General features: G+C 59.8%; 14 protein-coding genes. 3 read left to right on the top strand and 11 right to left on the bottom strand.

From position 1 onward, the window contains the following. The first annotated feature begins 54 nt into the window (after positions 1-54). Positions 55-1,452, top strand: a complete 1,398-nt coding sequence (locus tag MAIT1_RS20865; RefSeq protein WP_198947974.1) for a glutamate--cysteine ligase — start codon at positions 55-57, stop codon at positions 1,450-1,452. A gap of 289 nt (positions 1,453-1,741) precedes the next feature. Continuing rightward, positions 1,742-1,981, top strand: a complete 240-nt coding sequence (locus MAIT1_RS20860; RefSeq protein WP_085447036.1) for a hypothetical protein — start codon at positions 1,742-1,744, stop codon at positions 1,979-1,981. Between the two features lie 426 nt (positions 1,982-2,407). Here MAIT1_RS20860 and topA read toward each other — a convergent pair whose 3' ends face one another. The 4 genes from topA to dctP form a co-directional block, all read right to left on the bottom strand. Continuing rightward, a complete protein-coding gene (gene topA / locus MAIT1_RS20855; RefSeq protein WP_085447034.1) occupies positions 2,408-4,804 on the bottom strand; it encodes a type I DNA topoisomerase in 2,397 nt (798 codons plus the stop codon). Positions 4,805-4,968: 164 nt separating this feature from the next. Continuing rightward, a complete protein-coding gene (dprA, locus tag MAIT1_RS20850) occupies positions 4,969-6,177 on the bottom strand; it encodes a DNA-processing protein DprA (RefSeq protein ID WP_085447032.1) in 1,209 nt (402 codons plus the stop codon). 6 nt (positions 6,178-6,183) lie between these two features. Continuing rightward, positions 6,184-6,789 carry a glycerol-3-phosphate 1-O-acyltransferase PlsY gene (gene plsY, locus MAIT1_RS20845; RefSeq protein WP_085447030.1) on the bottom strand — a complete coding sequence of 202 codons (606 nt, stop codon included), beginning with the start codon at positions 6,787-6,789 and terminating at the stop codon, positions 6,184-6,186. Positions 6,790-6,794: 5 nt separating this feature from the next. Then, positions 6,795-7,955, bottom strand: a complete 1,161-nt coding sequence (gene dctP, locus MAIT1_RS20840; protein ID WP_085447028.1) for a TRAP transporter substrate-binding protein DctP — start codon at positions 7,953-7,955, stop codon at positions 6,795-6,797. 25 nt (positions 7,956-7,980) lie between these two features. Here dctP and ssb point away from each other — a divergent pair, with 25 nt between their 5' ends. Continuing rightward, entirely contained in the window at positions 7,981-8,541 is a 561-nt protein-coding gene (gene ssb, locus MAIT1_RS20835; RefSeq protein ID WP_085447026.1) for a single-stranded DNA-binding protein, read from the top strand. A gap of 258 nt (positions 8,542-8,799) precedes the next feature. On the opposite strand, the gene MAIT1_RS20830 is transcribed toward ssb, so the two are convergent. The 7 genes from MAIT1_RS20830 to ygfZ form a co-directional block, all read right to left on the bottom strand. Beyond that, on the bottom strand, positions 8,800-10,281 hold the full coding sequence (locus MAIT1_RS20830) for a GTP-binding protein (protein WP_085447024.1): 1,482 nt from the start codon (positions 10,279-10,281) through the stop codon (positions 8,800-8,802). After that, positions 10,278-11,792 (bottom strand): GTPase, encoded by a 1,515-nt coding sequence (locus MAIT1_RS20825; protein ID WP_085447022.1) that lies wholly within the window; start codon positions 11,790-11,792, stop codon positions 10,278-10,280. The genes MAIT1_RS20830 and MAIT1_RS20825 overlap by 4 nt, the downstream gene beginning before the upstream one ends. Positions 11,793-11,809: 17 nt before the next feature. After that, positions 11,810-13,003 (bottom strand): PP2C family protein-serine/threonine phosphatase, encoded by a 1,194-nt coding sequence (locus MAIT1_RS20820; RefSeq protein ID WP_085447020.1) that lies wholly within the window; start codon positions 13,001-13,003, stop codon positions 11,810-11,812. Positions 13,004-13,056: 53 nt separating this feature from the next. Beyond that, entirely contained in the window at positions 13,057-13,455 is a 399-nt protein-coding gene (locus MAIT1_RS20815; RefSeq protein WP_085447019.1) for a secondary thiamine-phosphate synthase enzyme YjbQ, read from the bottom strand. 247 nt (positions 13,456-13,702) lie between these two features. After that, positions 13,703-14,788: a class I SAM-dependent methyltransferase gene (locus MAIT1_RS20810; protein WP_085447017.1), complete on the bottom strand. Its 1,086-nt coding sequence runs from the start codon at positions 14,786-14,788 to the stop codon at positions 13,703-13,705. Between the two features lie 68 nt (positions 14,789-14,856). Next, complete coding sequence (locus tag MAIT1_RS20805; RefSeq protein WP_085447015.1) at positions 14,857-15,960, bottom strand: NAD(P)H-dependent flavin oxidoreductase; 1,104 nt, start codon at positions 15,958-15,960, stop codon at positions 14,857-14,859. A 253-nt stretch (positions 15,961-16,213) separates the two neighbouring features. After that, entirely contained in the window at positions 16,214-17,272 is a 1,059-nt protein-coding gene (gene ygfZ, locus MAIT1_RS20800; RefSeq protein WP_158089664.1) for a CAF17-like 4Fe-4S cluster assembly/insertion protein YgfZ, read from the bottom strand. Between the last annotated feature and the right edge of the window lie 197 nt (positions 17,273-17,469).

Here is a 17,469-nt window from a genome sequence, read left to right as displayed (position 1 = left end):
ACCAATAAGCTATGGTGCGCGCTTGAGACTCCCACCTTGTGAATGGCTCTTCCCATGACCGATGCTCTGGATCCCCATCAGCCCATTGAATCCATCGAACCCCTGATCGAACACCTGCAACAGGGATGCAAACCGGTGGAACAGTTCCGAATTGGCACGGAACACGAGAAGTTTGGTTTCCGCAAAAAGGATCTGGCGCCGATTCCCTACGAAGGGTGTTACGGCATTCGCGTATTGCTGGAGGTGATGGCCACCCGCTTTGAGTGGGAGCCTATCAAAGAGGCCGACAACATCATTGGACTCATCAAGGATGGCGCATCGGTCACCCTGGAGCCGGGCGGGCAATTGGAGCTCTCGGGCGCGCCGCTGGCCACCATCCATGAGACTCAGGATGAGATCAACGAACATCTGCGCCAGTTGGGCGAGGTGTGCCGGGATCTGGATATCGCCTTTCTTGGCATGGGCGCGCAGCCGAAATGGTCTTTTAAATCCATACCCTGGATGCCGAAAGGGCGTTACCGTGTGATGCGGGAATACCTGCCCGCTAAGGGCAAACTCAGTCTGGATATGATGGCGCGCACGGCCACGGTGCAGGCCAATATGGATTTCTCCTCTGAAGCGGACATGGTGGACAAATATCGCCTGTCGCTGGCGTTGCAGCCGTTGGTGACCGCGCTGTTCGCCAACTCGCCGTTTCTGGATGGCGAACCCAACGGTTTCCTCTCCTATCGCGGTGAAGTGTGGCGACATACCGACCCGGACCGCTGCGGCGTGCCGCCATTTGTGTTTGAAGAGGGGTTTGGCTTTGCGCGCTATGCCGAGTATGCGCTGGATACGCCGATGCTGTTCCTCTATCGGGATGGCGAATACAGCCATGCCGACGGCATCCCATTCCGCGCTTTCCTCGAAGGCAAGCACCCGAAGCTGCCCGGCGTGCGTCCCACCATGGAGGATTGGAAGACCCACCTCTCCACCCTGTTCCCCGATGTGCGCTTGAAGCAGTATCTGGAGATGCGCGGCGCCGACTCCGGCAACTCCGCCAATCTGTGTGCGCTGCCGGCGCTGTTCAAAGGGTTGCTGCACGATGAGGCGGCCATGCGCGCGGCGTGGAAACGGGTGGCGCACTGGAGCTGGGAGGAGCGCCTGCAGGTAGCCACCCAAGCGCCCAAATTGGGTTTGAACACGCCCATCTCCGGTACGAACAAGGAGACATTGCAGGACCTGGCGTTGAGCATTCTGGAGATTGCGCGTCAGAGCTTGATGAAACAGGCGCAGCGCAACGCCAATGGCTGTGATGAATCGGTTTTCCTGACGCCGCTGTTTGATGTGGCCAGCAGTGGCGAGACCCCTGCGGAGCGACTGCTCAACGCCTACCACAATCGCTGGAATCAATCGGTGGATCCGCTGTTCCGTGAGGAGGAGGTGGACTCCTTCTACGCCGAGTGCGGATAACGTGAGGGGCTACAAGGTTGAAAATTCAGCACAGCAACGCAATATAGCCCTACGAGCTAAACGCGCACGGAACGATAAATGTTTGCGTGACATAGGCCCAGCTTGCGCTAACTATTGGCCGCCGACTGGTCGGCGGCGGGGTCTGGGGGCTGCGCCCCCAGCGGGTGTGGGCAGCGCCCACGGTTTGGTTGTTGATCTTGGGAGCTCGAGGGCAAAGCCCTCGATATCTTTCATTGCCAAAATCGTCAATATCCCCAATCTTAACCACACAAAATAGGAGGCCATGGTTATGAGCGATCAACCCGACGCTACGCCCGTGCGTCGCCAACGCCGCAAGAAACAGGGACGCACCTACGCCCCGTGCGTGGCGTGCAAAACCGACGGACTGCCCTTCGCATGGACCTGCCGGGCGTGTGACTTCGTCATGTGTCAGGAGTGTATGCAGGAGAATCTGTGGGGCATGACCTGTAATAATCTCACCTGGACCTGCCCGGACTGCGGCACGGAGAACAATTTCGGCCAGCGGTAGGAGATTATACTCAGTCGAATTCAAAATGGGACATTGGCGATTTTGAAACTGGAAGATATCGAGGGCTTCGCCCTCGAGCTCCCAAAAGCAACAGCCAAACCGTGGGGCTCCGCCCCACACCCCGCTGGGGGCAATGCCCCCAGACCCCGCCGCCGACCAGTCGACGGCTAATAGTCAGCGCAAGCTCAAGCTACGTCACGCAAACATTGGTTGTTCTGTGCAGTTTTGGTTTTGACCACTATGGCGCAACAGTATAACGCTCAGAAAGCACATATAAGCTAGGCTGAATAGCGTGATTGCGTGACGTTAAGCAGGGAAGTTCAGAGAGGGAAAAATGGCGTGATGTAATGACGCTATGAACTGTGCTGGGAAATACCGGGGATCGCGCAACGGCATAACGCTATCCCCGGAGATATCCATATAAAATCATGCGGCTTTATCGCCGTCACTACTCTCTTGTTGCTGCGCTTCCTGTTGCGCTTCCAATTCGCCCGGACCCATCACGGTTTCGCGCCAGTCACACCCTTCCGCCACGCACACATGCTCGACGCCGCGCTTCTTGGTGGTCTTGACGGTCACAAACGGCGCGCCGCACTTGGGACAGGGCTGCTCTAGCGGCTCATCCCACAACGCCTTCTTGCACTTGGGATAACCGGAACAGGAGTAGAATACCTTGCCGCGGCGGGACTTCTTCTCCAGGAAGGTGCCTTTGCCACACTCCGGGCACTTCACGCCGGTGTCGCGGGGTTTATTCAGCGGCTGATTGTTCTTACAGTCAGGATAACCGGAACAGGCCAGATACTTGCCGTAACGCCCGGTTTTGATGAGCATTGGCTTGCCGCACTTTTCACACTTCTCGTCGGACAGCTCCGGCTCTTCCGACTGCTGTGCAGCCTTCTCTTCAGCCTCTTTTCCAAACGGCGCGGTGTATTTGCACTCCGGGTAGCCGGTGCACGCCTTAAAGCGACCATAACGGCCCAATTTCAGCGACAACGGCTTGCCGCATTCCGGGCAGTTCTCATCCAGCTCTTCGGAGGTGACCTCCGCCTTGCTGGTGGTCTTCTCCTTCTCCTCAATCTGTTCGATAAATGGCTTCCAGAACGACTCCATCAACGGCGTCCACTCCCGTTCGCCGCGAGAAACCGCGTCCAGATCATCCTCCAGATTGGCGGTGAAGTTGTAATCCACATATTTGGAGAAGTGCTGGGTCAGGTACTTGTTGACCACCATGCCCACATCTTCGGGATAGAATTTGCGCTTCTCCAGCTTCACATAGCCCCGGTCCTGCAGGGTGGACATGGTGGGCGCGTAGGTGGAGGGGCGGCCTATGCCGAAGCTCTCCAACGCCCGCACCAGCGTCGCTTCGGTGTAACGCGGCGGCGGCTCGGTGAAGTGCTGTTTGGGCTCCACGCCCAGATTCTGCAACGTTTCGCCCTCATCCATGGCCGGCAGCATGGTTTCGCTGTCGTCGTCGTCCTTATCCTGGGCGCTGACCTCGTCCTTGCCCTCCATGTAGACCTTCATAAAGCCGGGGAAGGCCACCGAAGAGCCGGTGGCGCGCAGACGCAGCGGCGCGTTGGGATCGGCGCTATCCACGGAGATCTGCGCGGCCACCTGATCGATCTTGGCCTCGGACATCTGACACGCCACGGTGCGCTTCCAGATCAGCTCATACAGACGCAGCAGATCGCGCTCCAGCACATCGGCCAGCATCTCCGGCAGACGCGCCACATCGGTGGGGCGAATCGCTTCGTGGGCCTCCTGGGCGTTCTTGGCGGAGGATTTGAATTTGCGCGGCGATTTGGGCAGATACTCATTGCCGTAGCGTTCCCCCACCAATCCGCGAATGGCGTCAATGGCTTCGTTGGCCAGGTTCACCGAGTCGGTCCGCATGTAGGAGATCAGACCGACTACTTCCTTCTTGCCCTCGGCGTTGCGAATCTCCAAGCCCTCATAGAGCTTCTGCGCCACAGTCATGGTCTTCTTGGCGGAGAAGCCCAATTTGCGCGAAGCCTCCTGCTGCAGCGTGGAGGTGATGAAGGGGGGCGCCGGTTTGCGCTTGGTCTGCTTCTTTTCGATGCTGGTGACGGTGAGGGGCTTGTCGGCAATGGCTGCGGTCAAGCTCTTGGCGCGCTTCTCATCGGCGATGGAGAACTTATCCAGCTTCTTGCCATCGGCCACCGCCAAACGCGCGTCAAACGTACGCTGTTGACCCTCCTTGGCCACACTGGCGGTGATGCTCCAATACTCCTGAGGCTTGAACGCCGTAATCTCCTCTTCGCGCTCGCACACCAGACGCAGGGCCACCGACTGCACGCGCCCGGCGGAGAGACCCCGCCGCACCTTTTTCCACAGCAGTGGGCTGAGGTTAAAGCCCACCAGATAGTCCAACGCCCGACGCGCCTGCTGGGCGTTGACCATATCCATATCCATGTCGCGGGCGTTGGCCACGGCGTCCTGGATCGCTTTTTTGGTGATCTCGTGGAACACCACCCGTTTGACCGTCTTATCCTTGAGGAGCTTCTTCTTCTCCAGCACCTCATGCACGTGCCAGGAGATCGCTTCCCCTTCGCGGTCAGGGTCAGTGGCCAGCAGCACTTCGTCGGCGCCTTTGACCGCAGCGGTCAACGCCTCCACATGTTTGGAGGAGGTTTTGGGCACCACGTAGCGCATGGCGAATCCGTTATCGACGTCAACGGAGCCATTCTTACTGGGCAAATCGCGGATATGGCCATAGGTGGCCACCACCTTATAGCCGCGACCGAGAAATTTGTTGATGGTTTTCGCCTTGGCGGGCGATTCCACAATGACGACAGCGGACATGAAGGCACCGAACGCTGAAAAGAGGTTGAATCGAAAGCTGAATGAGAATCAGCGGCTGAATTTGCGTCCCACAGGTATGGACCGATCGGACATGCGGACGCAACGCTCTTTTTTGATCCACCAACCAAAAATGCGCGGGTAATGTCAAAAATATAGTATAGAAATCAGGATTTTAATAATTCTATGAAATTCCCGGGGCAACGCTGAATCCGGCTTTCCAACTCCAATTGCAACAGTGTGGAGGCCATTTCCGCCGCGCTCAAATGGGCGTTTCGGGTCAACTCATCCACATGTAAACGACCACCAGCGAGTAATTTCAACAGAGTCTGTTTATCGCTGGATTGTTCAGTGGAATCATCATGCACCGGCGCTGGGGTTGCTGATTTCTGAGCAACTGGCGGCGCAGGCGCAGAAGGGGCGGACTCCTGCATCAACGGCAGTTGCGGCATAACCGGCGCAGGCGGCGGGGCCACCGGCGTGCGACCCAATGACCACTGCAGCTCTTCCAGCACATCCTGCGCCGACTCCACCAGCCGCGCGCCATCCTTGATCAGACGATTGACCCCTTCGGCGCGATAATCCCCCACCGGGCCGGGCATGGCGTAGACGTCGCGGCCTTGCTCCAGGGCGGTGCGGGCGGTGATCAGGGAGCCGGATTTGACCGCCGCCTCCACCACCACCACACCCCGCGACAGACCGCTGATGATGCGATTGCGCCGTGGAAATCCGCCCGGATGCGGCTGCGAACCCAACGGCAATTCGCTAATCAGGCAGCCATGCTGAATAATGCGCTGTTTGAGTTTGCGATTGGGCTTGGGGTAATCCACATCCAAGCCCGTAGCGACCACCGCCACGGTGCCGCCGCCATTATCCAGCGCCCCCGCATGGGCCGCCGCATCGATGCCCAGCGCCAACCCGCTCACAGTGATCAGATCGGCCTGCGCCATCTCCCCCGCCAAGCGCCGCGCCTGACGTAAGCCGTTCTGACTGGCGGCGCGGGTGCCCACCATGGCCACCAGATTCTCCCCATGCAGCTGGGTGATGTCGCCCTGGGCGAACAGCACCGGCGGCGGATCATGAATCTGCGCCAGTTGTGGCGGATAGTCCGGCGAACCGATGCCAATCAGGCGCACGTTCATCGCTTTGAGCCGATCCAACTCAGCAATCACCGATGTTTCATCGGCAACGTGTCCCAGCTTTTTCGCCGCTTGAGGCTTCAACCCGCCACGGCCCAGCAGCAGTTCCGGCCAGGCGTCCAGAATCGCCATGGGCGAGCCAAAATGGTGGAATAAACGACATAAGGTAACTGGCCCCATGCCTGGAGTTCTTAACAGGCGCAGCCAGGAGATATGAGCCTTGGGATAATCGCTCATGACAGATCAGGCCTTTTGACCAATACGCGGCTCTTCGCCATGGATGATGCGAATAATATTGGCCCGATGTTTCCAAAGAATCCAGGGAGTAATCATGGCGCCGCCCACTACAGCCGCCGGATTGCCAAAAAAGTGCGCCACCAAAGGCAGAGGAATGAAGGCCAGAATCGCCGCCAATGAGGAGATGCGGAACAGTTTGGCCGAGGCCAGCCAGATAACTGCGGTAATCACGCCCACCCATGGCGTCCACGCGAGAAATACCCCCAACGCGGTGGCCACCCCTTTGCCGCCGCGAAAGCGCAGATAGATCGGATAGCAGTGGCCGACAAACACCAACAAGGCGCCAGCAATGGTCACCACCGACTCCGCGCCAAACAGCCACACGCCCAAACCGGCCATGGCCGCGCCCTTGAGCATATCCAGCGCCAGCGTAGCGGCGCCGGCCTTTTTGCCTGCCGTGCGCAGCACATTGGTGGCGCCAATGTTGCCGCTGCCGCGCTGACGGATATCGCCTGCGCCGGTGAGCTTGGCGATCACCAGGCCAAACGGCACCGCTCCCAGCAGATAGGCGGAAAATAGATAAATGATTTCTGTTGGTTGTAAATTTATCATGGTTGTCACATCACATCGGCCAACTGGGGATCATCGGCTTGATTGGGATCGAAGCCATTGTTGCCCAGCCACAGTTTGCGCACGCCGTCACGAGTGCGCAGACGCCACTCCAGATCCTTGGCGGCGCGCCACACCAGCGGCTGAAAACGTTTGAGCAGATCCGCCTCTGGAGGGTTCAGCAGCACCGGACCCGAGCCGCCGCGCCACTGCTCAAGCAGATTGGACTCCTGGGCGGCGGTTTGCGTGATTCCTACAGTCAAAATCCGTTCAGCGCGTGAATGCAACAGAGTGCGCAACTCCGACGGCAGACTGCGATACCAGTGATTGTTTACCACCAGCACCATCCAACCATACAGGTGGTTGGTGGGGAAGTAGCGCGTATTTTCCGTCGCCAAACCCGCATGACTCAGGCTTTCCGGGCTGGCTTCAATAGCGTTGAGCCATCCGCTGGAGAGCGCTTCGTCCATTCCTTCCGGGGGTACGAAGGCGGGGCGCAGCAGCATGGCGTCCAACACCTTCTGGCGCCACTTGTCGCGCACGGTGCGGGTGATGGCGCGCTCCATCTGCGGCCAACCCTCGACCGGTTCGCCTGCAGCGTTGGGACGCGCCAACACGCCATAAAAACCAGCCGAACCGTAACCGAGCACCTGGAAACGCTTTTTGAGCGCGCGCACGCGTAGATTGCGATCCAAACGCGAACCGATAAAGTTGCGCGCCTGTTGCGTGGAGTTGAACAATTTGGGTAGGGTCAGCACGCGAAATGCAGGCACCGGCGTGGACAAGGTGGCGGCGGAGATGAACGCGCCGCGCAGATCCCCTTTGATGGTCTTGCGCACCAGTTCCAGTTCGTCGCCTTCACGCCCACTCAAACGCAGCTTGACGTCGAACTGTCCACCGCTGGCCTGTTCAATGGCGGCGGAGAACTCGCGCAGGGAGTGGATGTAGCCCATCTCCGCACCCTGCACTGCGCCGATATTCAACACATAGGTGGCGGCGCGCGCATCGGCGGCGTATAACATCCAGGCCGTCATCAGCGCCGCTATGGCGCCGATGCGCAAAAACGCATAGGGTGATATGGTGTTCAGTCTGTTCATAACCGCATAAGATACGCAATCTGTGGCGGCGGCGACAATGCCGCGCGCCACCCCGTTGGTCGATTTCGTCATTGCGCGCGCTTTTCAGGAGATTTCCATGGCTTTTTCCCTCAACAAGGTGCAACTGATTGGCAACCTCGGACAGGATCCCGAGGTGCGCTACACCCAAAGCGGCGGCGCGGTGGCCAATCTGAACATCGCCACCAGCGAAACCTGGAACGATCAACAGGGCCAGCGTCAGGAGCGCACCGAGTGGCACCGTGTGGTGATCTTCGGCAAAACAGCTGAATTTGCACAAAACTATCTGCGCAAAGGCTCCAAAGTCTACGTTGAGGGCAGCCTGCAGACGCGCAAGTGGCAGGATCAGAGCGGGCAGGATCGCTACACCACCGAGATTAAGGTCTCCGGGTATAATTCACAAATCATCCTGCTCGACCGCGCCAATGCGGGCGGCGGCATGGAGGGTGGCGGCGGCTATGGCGGCGGCGGTGGATACGGCGGCGGCCAGCGCAGCGGCGGCTATGGCGGCGGCGGTGGTCAATCCTATCAGCAGGGCGGCGGCGGCGGTCAGCCCCCGGCGGCCAAACCTCAACCGGCTTCGGCGCCCGCCGACGACTTCAATCAAGGCCCCGACTTCGATGACGACATCCCGTTCTAAGCGTGATGGCGTAACGGATGAATATTCGAAACGACACCCCATTCTAAGCGTGATGGCGTAACGTTTAAAATTTGTAAATATGGGAAAATGAAAGATATCGAGGGCTTTGCCCTCGAGCTCCCAACTTCCACACCGTGGGGCGCCGCCCCACACCCCGCTGGGGTCGCAGACCCCAGACCCCGCCGCCGACCAGTCGGCGGCCAATAGATAGCGCAAGCTCCACCTGCATCACGCAAACATTGGTCGTTGTGTGCAGTTCTATTTTTCCGCCGATTTTCTCCGCGACAGTTGCGCCAGAATCTCCTGTCTTGCCTGCGCCAGCAGCGTCTCCTGGTCTACCGAATCCAGAATCTTGCGCACCGTCTGCTTGGGTCCACCCGAACCCCACGACTTGCCCAACGCCAGATACTCCTGCGCCGACTTGCCCACCACATAGGCGCCGTAATAGGCCACCGCGCCCTGCGCCCCGGCAGTAAAGATGGTCGAAAAGCCCATACTGGCGCCCTTGAGCACCGACGCCGCCGCCTGCACCGTAAACACCGTGCCCATCAACACCGCCATCTGCTTCATGATGGTCTTGATCAACGTCCCCGCCTCGGTGCGCGACATGGGCAGATTGTAGACCCGCGACAGATTCAGGATCATCGCCGCATCCGCCATGATGGCCAGCAGGTCGATGGCGGGAATGGGGTTGAACGCTACCGCCGCGCCCTTGCCCAGACAATAAGTGTGAATCACCCGCTCGGCAGCCTCTTTATGATAGGCGGTCACCCCCTGGGCGATCTCATCGGAGAGGCGTCCGGCCTGGAACGCCGCATTCACCGCCGCCACGCTCTTGCCCTCCTGGGAGAGCAGTTGACGCAGGGCGTTCTTCAGCGCCGCCAGATCCGGCGGACGTTTGACCCGCCGTTCGATTTCGGCGCCATTAGCAGCGGTCTCGATGATGATGGACTCCGAAGGCTGTGCGGCGCAGGGGATCACCAGTTGCGGATCGATAGCTCCGCGCACCCGCTCCCGCAGCGTCTCCAGCAGCAGGGGCAACTCACCCCCCACATAGCGATCCGCTTTGTTCAACGCCAGCGCCACCGGGCGATGGCGATCCCGCAGCAGGTCCGCCAGCGCCAGATACTCGGTATTGGTCAGGTCGCCATCCACCACGAACAGAATGATGTCGCTGCGCGCCGCTACTTCGCGCGCCAGGCGTTCACGCTCTTCGCCGTCGATCTCATTGATGCCCGGGGTATCGATGACGAACACGCCGTCATGGCCCGCTTCGCGCCAATCGGCTTTGCGCGCCTCGCGGGTTTCGCCATGTAGGGGACTGGTGGAGAAGAGCTTCTCGCCCATCAGGGCGTTGAGCAGGGAGGATTTGCCCACGCTCACCCGGCCAAAGGCGGCGATATGAATATGTCCCTGATTGACCTTGTGCAGCATTGCTTCCACTTCGTCGTACTGCTGACGCAGGGCGTAACGCACCGATTCGGGCACATGGGGATCATCCAGCAGTTCACGCAGGGAACGGGCGCTTAGATGCAGATGGGTTTCACCCACGAACGGGGTGTTGCGGTCGGCGCTCACCGCTTCGCCAAACAGCGGTGTGGTGGCGTCAGGGCGTAACGCCAGGAACTCCTCCGACTCGACCACGTCAAGGGCTTGATCAGAGGCCGATTTTGACTCTTCAGATGCGCTTGTTGGCAGCCAGCGCGCCACTCGCTTACGCAGGGAGTCGAAGGCTCTCATAAGGCGTCATCCCGACGCTTGCCCGCCAGTGCGCCCAGGGCGATTTTGGCCATATCCTTCATGCGGCGCTCCATATCCACGGTGAGGTTCTCCTCAAACCGCGCCGCCACCTGATCGCTCTCCACGCAGCCGTTGGCCTCCAGCACATCCACCAACGCCTTACCCAGACTGTCGAAGATCAATCCATACGCCACCGCGTGCATGGCCCCGCCGGTGACCGTGCCCACCCCGGGGAAGGCCTTGAATACATTGCCCGCCACCGCCAACAGCAGAGAGATGTTGCGCGCTACGCGCCCCTCCACCCGTTCGAGCATCTGTTTCAGATCCACCTGACCCAACGGCGCTTCATAGAGCTTGCACAGCTCACGCACCAGGGCGAAGCCCAACGCCCCTTGAATGATCAAGTCGGTGCCCGGGGCCACGGCGGCCATGGCGCCCAGCACCCCTTTGCGCGCGTAGTTGGCCACCAGCGCCTCGCCCAGACGACGACGACGCTGCATCAACGCATCATCCAGTTTGCGCACGGCGATGGCGTAGACGGCGGCGTCGCGCCGCCGCTCCAACTCCTCATCGCCCAATTCATCGATCAAGCGCGACAGCGTGGCGGTTAACTCCCGCACATCCGGTTGAATGGGTCGCATTTCGATGGTGGCGACGCCATCAGCGTCAATGCGGGTCACCTGCTCGCTGCCCCCCGCTTGGGTGGCGACGATATAGCGCGCCTTGGGCGGTTGTGGCAGGGCATCCAGACGCTCGCCAATCCGCTGGATGATGGCGGCGCGCTCCTCGGGGGCGTAGCGATCCGCCTTGTTCACGGCGATGAGCAGAGGCTTGCCCAGTTCGATCAAGCCGCTGAGTTCAGCGAATTGATCCCGCGTCAAATCGCCGTCGCACAGGTAGATCACCACATGGGAGCGCAACGCCTCATCACGGGAGAGTTCGCTTAAGGTCTCGCCCATCTCATTGAGGCCGGGCATATCGCTGAGAAGCGTCTCGCGCCCGTGGCGGTCGCGCCACAGATAGCGCTGCACATCGCGAGTGGCCCCGGCAATGGGGCTGGAGAAGGTATCAGCGTCAGGTAGTAACGCTTTGATGAGGGTGGATTTGCCTGCATTGACTTCGCCAAACAGCCCCACAAACAGGCGTTTAATCAGCCGTCGCTGTTCCAGTTCGGCCAACTCCTGCTGCGCCGCATCCACCTCGGCGCCCGCCTGCTGATTGCGCAGAATGCGGGTCTGTAACTGTTCATCGGTGAGGGGTTGTTTGGTGGAAATTTCCGCTTTTGACGCACGGCCGCTGCGCCAGATGCGCCACAGACCCCAACCCACGCCGCCCAACACAGCCAAGAACACGCCGCCCCACGCCAAGCGCACGCCCCAGGAGGCCTGCGCCAGGCGATCCCATACCACAAACGCGGTGCTGCTCAATTGCAGCAGAAGAAACACCACCAGCAGCGCGCTCAACAGCACGCCCAGGGTTAGCACCACGCGAAAGGAGAGAATTTGACGCATCAGGATTCACAAAGGGATTAGCTAATCAGATCCAATATGGTCACGTCATCGGGCAACGTATGGGCGCCGTGATACGCATCCAAAGCCATTTTTACATCCGAAAACGGACGCTCCTGTTCAATGGTCTGCATAATCAGTTCCACTGCGCGCTCGTCGCCATAGAGCGTACCGCAGGCGTCATGGGTCTCGATCACGCCGTCGGAGAAGATCACCACATGATCCTCTGGCTGCAGATGGATCCACTCGCCATTGGCGTCAAACTCCGCATCGCAAATCATCCCCAGCGCCACATGGGTGGAGGAGAGACGACGGATCAAGCGGTTCTCCCGCAGCCACAATCCCGGCGGCATGCCGCCCATCCACAAAAACAGATTGCGTCGGCTGGGATCCAGCGCCAGCCAGGCGCCCGCCAAAAACAGACTGCGCGGCAGCTTTTCGCGGATCTTGCGGTTCATCTCCCGCAGAATCACCCCGGATGAGAAACCTTTGGCGGTCATGCTGTAGAAGACATCGGAGATCATCGGCGCAATCAGCGCTGCAGGCAATCCGTGGCCGGTGATATCGCCCACAAACAGATAGTGGGAGTTATCCGGCGCCGTGGCCGACAGCAGCATATCGCCGCTGGTGGCGTCCACCGGCGCAAACAGCGACTGAAATCCCGCATCCACAAACGGCGCCGATTGCCGCATGCGGGTCAAAATCTCTTCAATGATGCCGCGTTCATAACGTAGCTTCTCATGCGCCCGGTCCAATAGTTGATAGGCATCCACCAGAGCGCTTTTGGTGACGTTCAGGTCGCTATCGATGCGTTTGTTATGGATATGATCGGCGATGCGGTGGCGCAAAATGTCCCAGTTGACCGGTTTGGCGATGAAATCATCAGCCCCGGCATGGTAGGCGATATCCACAAAACTCCGACCTGTCATGCCGGTGATGATGATCACCGGAGCTTTGTGCGGCTGCGCCTTGATGCGCATGCACGCTTCAAAGCCGTCGATATCCGGCATATTGCGATCCATCAACACCAGATCGGGTCGCACGCGGCCATAGGCGTGGATCGCTTCGCGCCCATTCTCCGCCACATGGACGATATAGCCCCATTTGCGCAGATAGCGCACAAACAGCAGCCGCATCTCATCGTCATCCTCCACCAGAAGAATGTTCAGCGGGTTCGCTTGCGGTTGCAGCACGTCAACGCTGTTATCACTCATAGGAAGATGAATTCTTGAGAAGTTTATCCAGATCAACCGTTATGAAGTAACGTTTAATCAGTAACAATTTTGATCACCGTCTGGCGTGTGCGCGGACCATCGAACTCGGCCAGATAGATCCCCTGCCAACGCCCGATGACAATGCGCCCCTCGGTGATAATCAGGGTTTGCGACGCGCCCATCAAACTGGCTTTGACATGAGAGTGGCTATTGCCCTCAGCGTGACGATAATCACCGTGAGTGGGAACCACGCTCTCCAAAATTTTCAGCATGTCCCGCTGCACATCCGGGTCACAGTTTTCATTGAGCGTCACGCCAGCGGTGGTGTGGGGGATGAACAGATGACACACGCCCTCTTTGACGCCGCTCTGCGCCACCACCCGCGCCACCTCGTCGGTGATGTCCACAAAACACTGCGCCTTGGGTGTCGGGATTTTCAATATATGTCGCATGAATTCTCTCCCCCGATGGCATTCAAAAGTGAACAGATGGGCGCTGGAAGATATCGAGGGCTTTGCCCTCGAGCTCCCAAGGTCAAAAGCCAAATCGTGGGCTCCGCCCACACCCGCTGGGGGCGGAGCCCCCAGACCCCGCCGCCGACCAGTCGGCGGCCAATAGTCAGCGCATGCCGGGACTACGTCACGCAAACATTTGAGTGTTTGCATGTGTGCCATTCTGAATTCAAGCGACTATAGCGATTTACCGACGTTGCGCGCGCCAGATGTGGAACTGCGCATTGGACTCCACGCAGCTTACTTGGGAGAAGTCCCGTTGTAGCGCCGCGCCATAATCCAGATGACGATTGCCCACCAACCAGATAACGCCCCCCGGTTTGAGGATGGATTGCGCATCGCGCAGGAAGCGTTGCGCCACGCCACGATCCAATCGCACCCCGCGATGAAACGGCGGATTGGTCACCACGCCATCAAAGGCGAGGGCGCCAATGCGCGGACCCACGCCATCTTCGCAGATCACCTGCGCGCGCGCTTGCAACGCATTGGCGTCCAATGTCTGTTGGGTGCAAACGGCGGCGCGATAGTGATCATCACTCATCACCACGCGCAAATCGGGGAATTGACGCAGCAGCGCCGCGCCCAGCAGACCACAACCACAACCCCAATCCAGCCATTGACCGGAGAGATTCTCTGCAAGAAGGTGCTTGAGCAACAGGGTGCTGGCGGCGTCGGCGTGACGCCAGGAGAACACCCCGGGGCGGGTGGCCAGGGTCAGCCCATCCCAAGTGAAAGTGTGGAATGCGTTCGCTTCAGTGGGAAAGGCGAAAGGGGCGCGACCCTTCTTATTGGTCGCTTCAACCAATGGGGCGCAGGCGGGGATGCGCACCAGCCGCAAATGCCCTTTGGAGAGCGCCGTCGACGCGCCCACATAGCGTTTGGCCAGGCTCTGAATGCCTGATTCCTTGTCGCCAAATACCCAGATTGTGTGGGGCTCGCACTCAACCATGGCGGCTTGAATCTGCGCGATGGCCAGTTGCGCCGCCTCGCGTCCCTGCGGCGCCTCGAGCAACACATCCCCAGCGGCCTGTCCGGCGCTGGGGTGATCGTGCAGCGCGCAATTTAAAGCGGAAAAAGCGCCCATGGCCTGCTGCTGCGAGGCGCGGGCAACCACCACGGTTCCGGCAAAGCCTGCGTCCAACAATAGGGGAGTAACCGTGGAAACCTGATCAGCGGAGGCGTTGACCCAGTGCAAATGCGTCAACGACGCCACCGGCGCCACGCTCTCCACCGAGGAGAAGAAACGGGCGGCGGCGCGCAGATCAGCTTGCATGGCGGGGGGAACGGGTGCGCAACGGGCGCATCGTCCGATGCGCCGTCTGGGAAAGCGAATGGCGATTGTTACTGCGGAGTGTGCGCAGCGCCATTGATCTCATCGAAAATATCCTGCACGTGAACAATCTCGGTATGGCGAGTGGCGTTGGTGCCGGTAAAGACCAAACCGCGCTCCATATCGCCCTGTTGCGCCAGATGCAGCGCCTCGGCGATGCAGAAGGCGTCCTTATCGTCACGGCAGCGGCACGCCTCCAGGCAGGTGGCGAAGCACTTGTGGCCCACTTCGGCGCCGCGGAACAGATCGTTGGTAAACTGGGTTTTCAACGCCCGGCCCGGTAGACCGGCGGGGGAGTCGATGATCACCACGTCGCCCTGTTTGGCGCGGATGAAGGACTCCTTGAAGCTATCGGCGGCGTCACACTCATGGGTGCAGATAAAGCGGCTGGCCATCTGCACGCCCTTGGCGCCCATGGCCATGACGCGATCGATATCGCTGCGGTCCCAGATGCCCCCCGCGGTGACGATGGGAATCTCATCGCCATACTCTTTGCGCGACCACTCGGCCAGTTCCGGCACCACACGGTCAGTGCCGTGCTCTTCGCCATACAGCTGCGAACGATCCACCCCCAGATGGCCGCCAGCGGTGTTGGGATCTTCAAACACCAGCGCATCGGGAATGCGTTTATAGAGTTTGTGCCAACGCTTGGTCAGCAGCTTGGCGGCGCGCAGGGAGGAGATGATGGGCACTAGCGCGCAGCTGGTGTTGTCCTTGGCGAACTCGGGCAGACGCAGCGGCAGACCGGCGCCGGAAATGATCATCTGCGCGCCGTGCATCACCGAGGTGCGCACCATGTCCTCATAGTCGCGGATAGCCACCATGCAGTTGGCGCCAATGATCCCCTTGGGGCTCTTCTCACGCGCCCATTGCAGCTCGTCGATGAGCGCCTTGATATTGGCCTTGTAGTAATCCTTGCCCTTTTTGTAGTGCTTGGAGGCCAATGACAGCGCCACGGTGGCGATGATGCCCGCGCCGCCCGCATTGCCTACGGCGGCGGCCAGCTTGTGCGCGGAGACCCGCACGCCCATGCCGCCCTGAATGATGGGCACGGCCAGAGTGTGCTCGCCAATGGTGAGCGGAGGCAGAGGTTCGACGGCGGCGTTGGCGTTCATGGAGGCGACTTACCCAACCTGGGACAGAGAAAACGGGGTTGATCCATCAAGTCAGATCAGCCCAATGGCGATTCAGTTCAAACACGCGGGGGCGATTGAACGGACTAACGCGACGCAGTGTGACGCGGAAATTTCCCGCACACTATATAAGTTTCGTTCGCATCTGTCGCGGATTTTCCATCAAGTTTCATCAATGACGTCAAATAGTGGAGAAAATCCGCGACAGAATGAAGAACGCACTTGGGTTTCCAATCTACTCCCAAGTCGCCCAAGTGGGTTTGCTGACGGCTTTCACCTCGGTATTGCCGACTCGCAACGGCTTGCCGTCGGCGACGTCGGAGGCGCGCAGCACCGCCAGCGCCTGACCGCCATTGGGATCGACGCTGGTGACCATGCCCACTTCGTGATCGGTGCCGCTCATGACGCTGTCGCCGAGATTGGGTTTACCCTCCAAGGTGAGGCGGAACAGGCGTTTCTTCAGCGTGCCGCGATGGTAGGTGCGGGCGGTGGTCTCCTGGCCGATGTAGCACCCTTTGTTGAAATCGACGCCGTTCATCTCCAGGAAGCCCGACTCCAGCGGGATGGAGAGATCGGGCACCAGATCGCCGCCGCCGCGAGGCAGGGCGTTGGCGATGCGATAGCTCTCCCAGGCGGCGAATCCGGCAGGGGCGGCGTGGGCGGTGAGTTGATCCCACAACCCGGGCAGCGCCGCGGCGTCGGCGATGACGCGATAACCCCACAGACTATGCCGCGGATCGGCGATCACCCACACCCCCGCCTGCGGCGAAACGGTGGCGCCCAGCTCAGCGGAGAAGGTCGCATCGGGCCAGGTTTTTTGCAGCACTTCCAATGCATTGGGACCGGCCACGCCGAGCGCGCCCAACTGCTCGCTGTGGTCGGTCAAGGTCGCCTGGGTGCGCAGCAGGTACATGGAGAGACGTTGGAACAGCGCCGTGTGAGCGCCTGGCTCCAACAGCATCAGCAGACGCGGATCCTCGCCCTCGGCCTCGGCGTCGATCTGCAGAATGGTGAAGTCCCACTGAAACCGCCCCTGGGCCGAGAGCAGCGCCGCATAGATGGCGGTCTGGGCGTTGACACGCTTGATTTGGTTAGTGATCAGACCCGAGAGAAAATCGGCGCGCTGGGGCCCGGCGATGACGATGGCGCCATTGAAACTCAGGTCGACAATGGCGGCGTTTTGGTCCAATGCCTGACGCTCCTGATCCACATGGGTGAAATAAGCCGGGATCTTTTCCCCGCGATTTTCAGTCCAATGGGCCACGTCCGCGAGATGGGTTTGCAGAAGACTCACGACCATTACTCCTGATTTGGCTCTCCGGCGACAGGACGCTCCTGACCGGGTCAATTAACGAAGAAAAAGCGTCTGAATTGGGCGGCGGTCGCAACGTCAGTCTTGTGCGAACTCCCGACAGACGGCATTCTATGGCTCAAACACAACCCTTAAAGCAGATCATTCACAAGCGCTATAAAGCGCAATGACGCTGTTTT

Origin of the sequence: Magnetofaba australis IT-1 (genome assembly GCF_002109495.1) — a bacterium.
GTDB classification, from domain to species: Bacteria; Pseudomonadota; Magnetococcia; order Magnetococcales; family Magnetococcaceae; genus Magnetofaba; species Magnetofaba australis.
Note: the sequence above shows the minus strand (reverse complement) of the source record. Positions and strands in the feature narration are given on the sequence as shown.

Bases quoted from the DNA above. Each gene is read 5' to 3' on its own strand.
- MAIT1_RS20830 (WP_085447024.1), bottom strand. From the start codon at position 10,281: ATGAGAGCCTTCGACTCCCTGCGTAAGCGAGTGGCGCGCTGGCTGCCA.
- MAIT1_RS20860 (WP_085447036.1), top strand. From the start codon at position 1,742: ATGAGCGATCAACCCGACGCTACGCCCGTGCGTCGCCAACGCCGCAAG.
- topA (WP_085447034.1), bottom strand. From the start codon at position 4,804: ATGTCCGCTGTCGTCATTGTGGAATCGCCCGCCAAGGCGAAAACCATC.
- MAIT1_RS20810 (WP_085447017.1), bottom strand. From the start codon at position 14,788: ATGCAAGCTGATCTGCGCGCCGCCGCCCGTTTCTTCTCCTCGGTGGAG.
- MAIT1_RS20820 (WP_085447020.1), bottom strand. From the start codon at position 13,003: ATGAGTGATAACAGCGTTGACGTGCTGCAACCGCAAGCGAACCCGCTG.
- dprA (WP_085447032.1), bottom strand. From the start codon at position 6,177: ATGAGCGATTATCCCAAGGCTCATATCTCCTGGCTGCGCCTGTTAAGA.
- MAIT1_RS20805 (WP_085447015.1), bottom strand. From the start codon at position 15,960: ATGAACGCCAACGCCGCCGTCGAACCTCTGCCTCCGCTCACCATTGGC.
- dctP (WP_085447028.1), bottom strand. From the start codon at position 7,955: ATGACGAAATCGACCAACGGGGTGGCGCGCGGCATTGTCGCCGCCGCC.
- ssb (WP_085447026.1), top strand. From the start codon at position 7,981: ATGGCTTTTTCCCTCAACAAGGTGCAACTGATTGGCAACCTCGGACAG.
- MAIT1_RS20865 (WP_198947974.1), top strand. From the start codon at position 55: ATGACCGATGCTCTGGATCCCCATCAGCCCATTGAATCCATCGAACCC.
- MAIT1_RS20825 (WP_085447022.1), bottom strand. From the start codon at position 11,792: ATGCGTCAAATTCTCTCCTTTCGCGTGGTGCTAACCCTGGGCGTGCTG.
- plsY (WP_085447030.1), bottom strand. From the start codon at position 6,789: ATGATAAATTTACAACCAACAGAAATCATTTATCTATTTTCCGCCTAT.
- MAIT1_RS20815 (WP_085447019.1), bottom strand. From the start codon at position 13,455: ATGCGACATATATTGAAAATCCCGACACCCAAGGCGCAGTGTTTTGTG.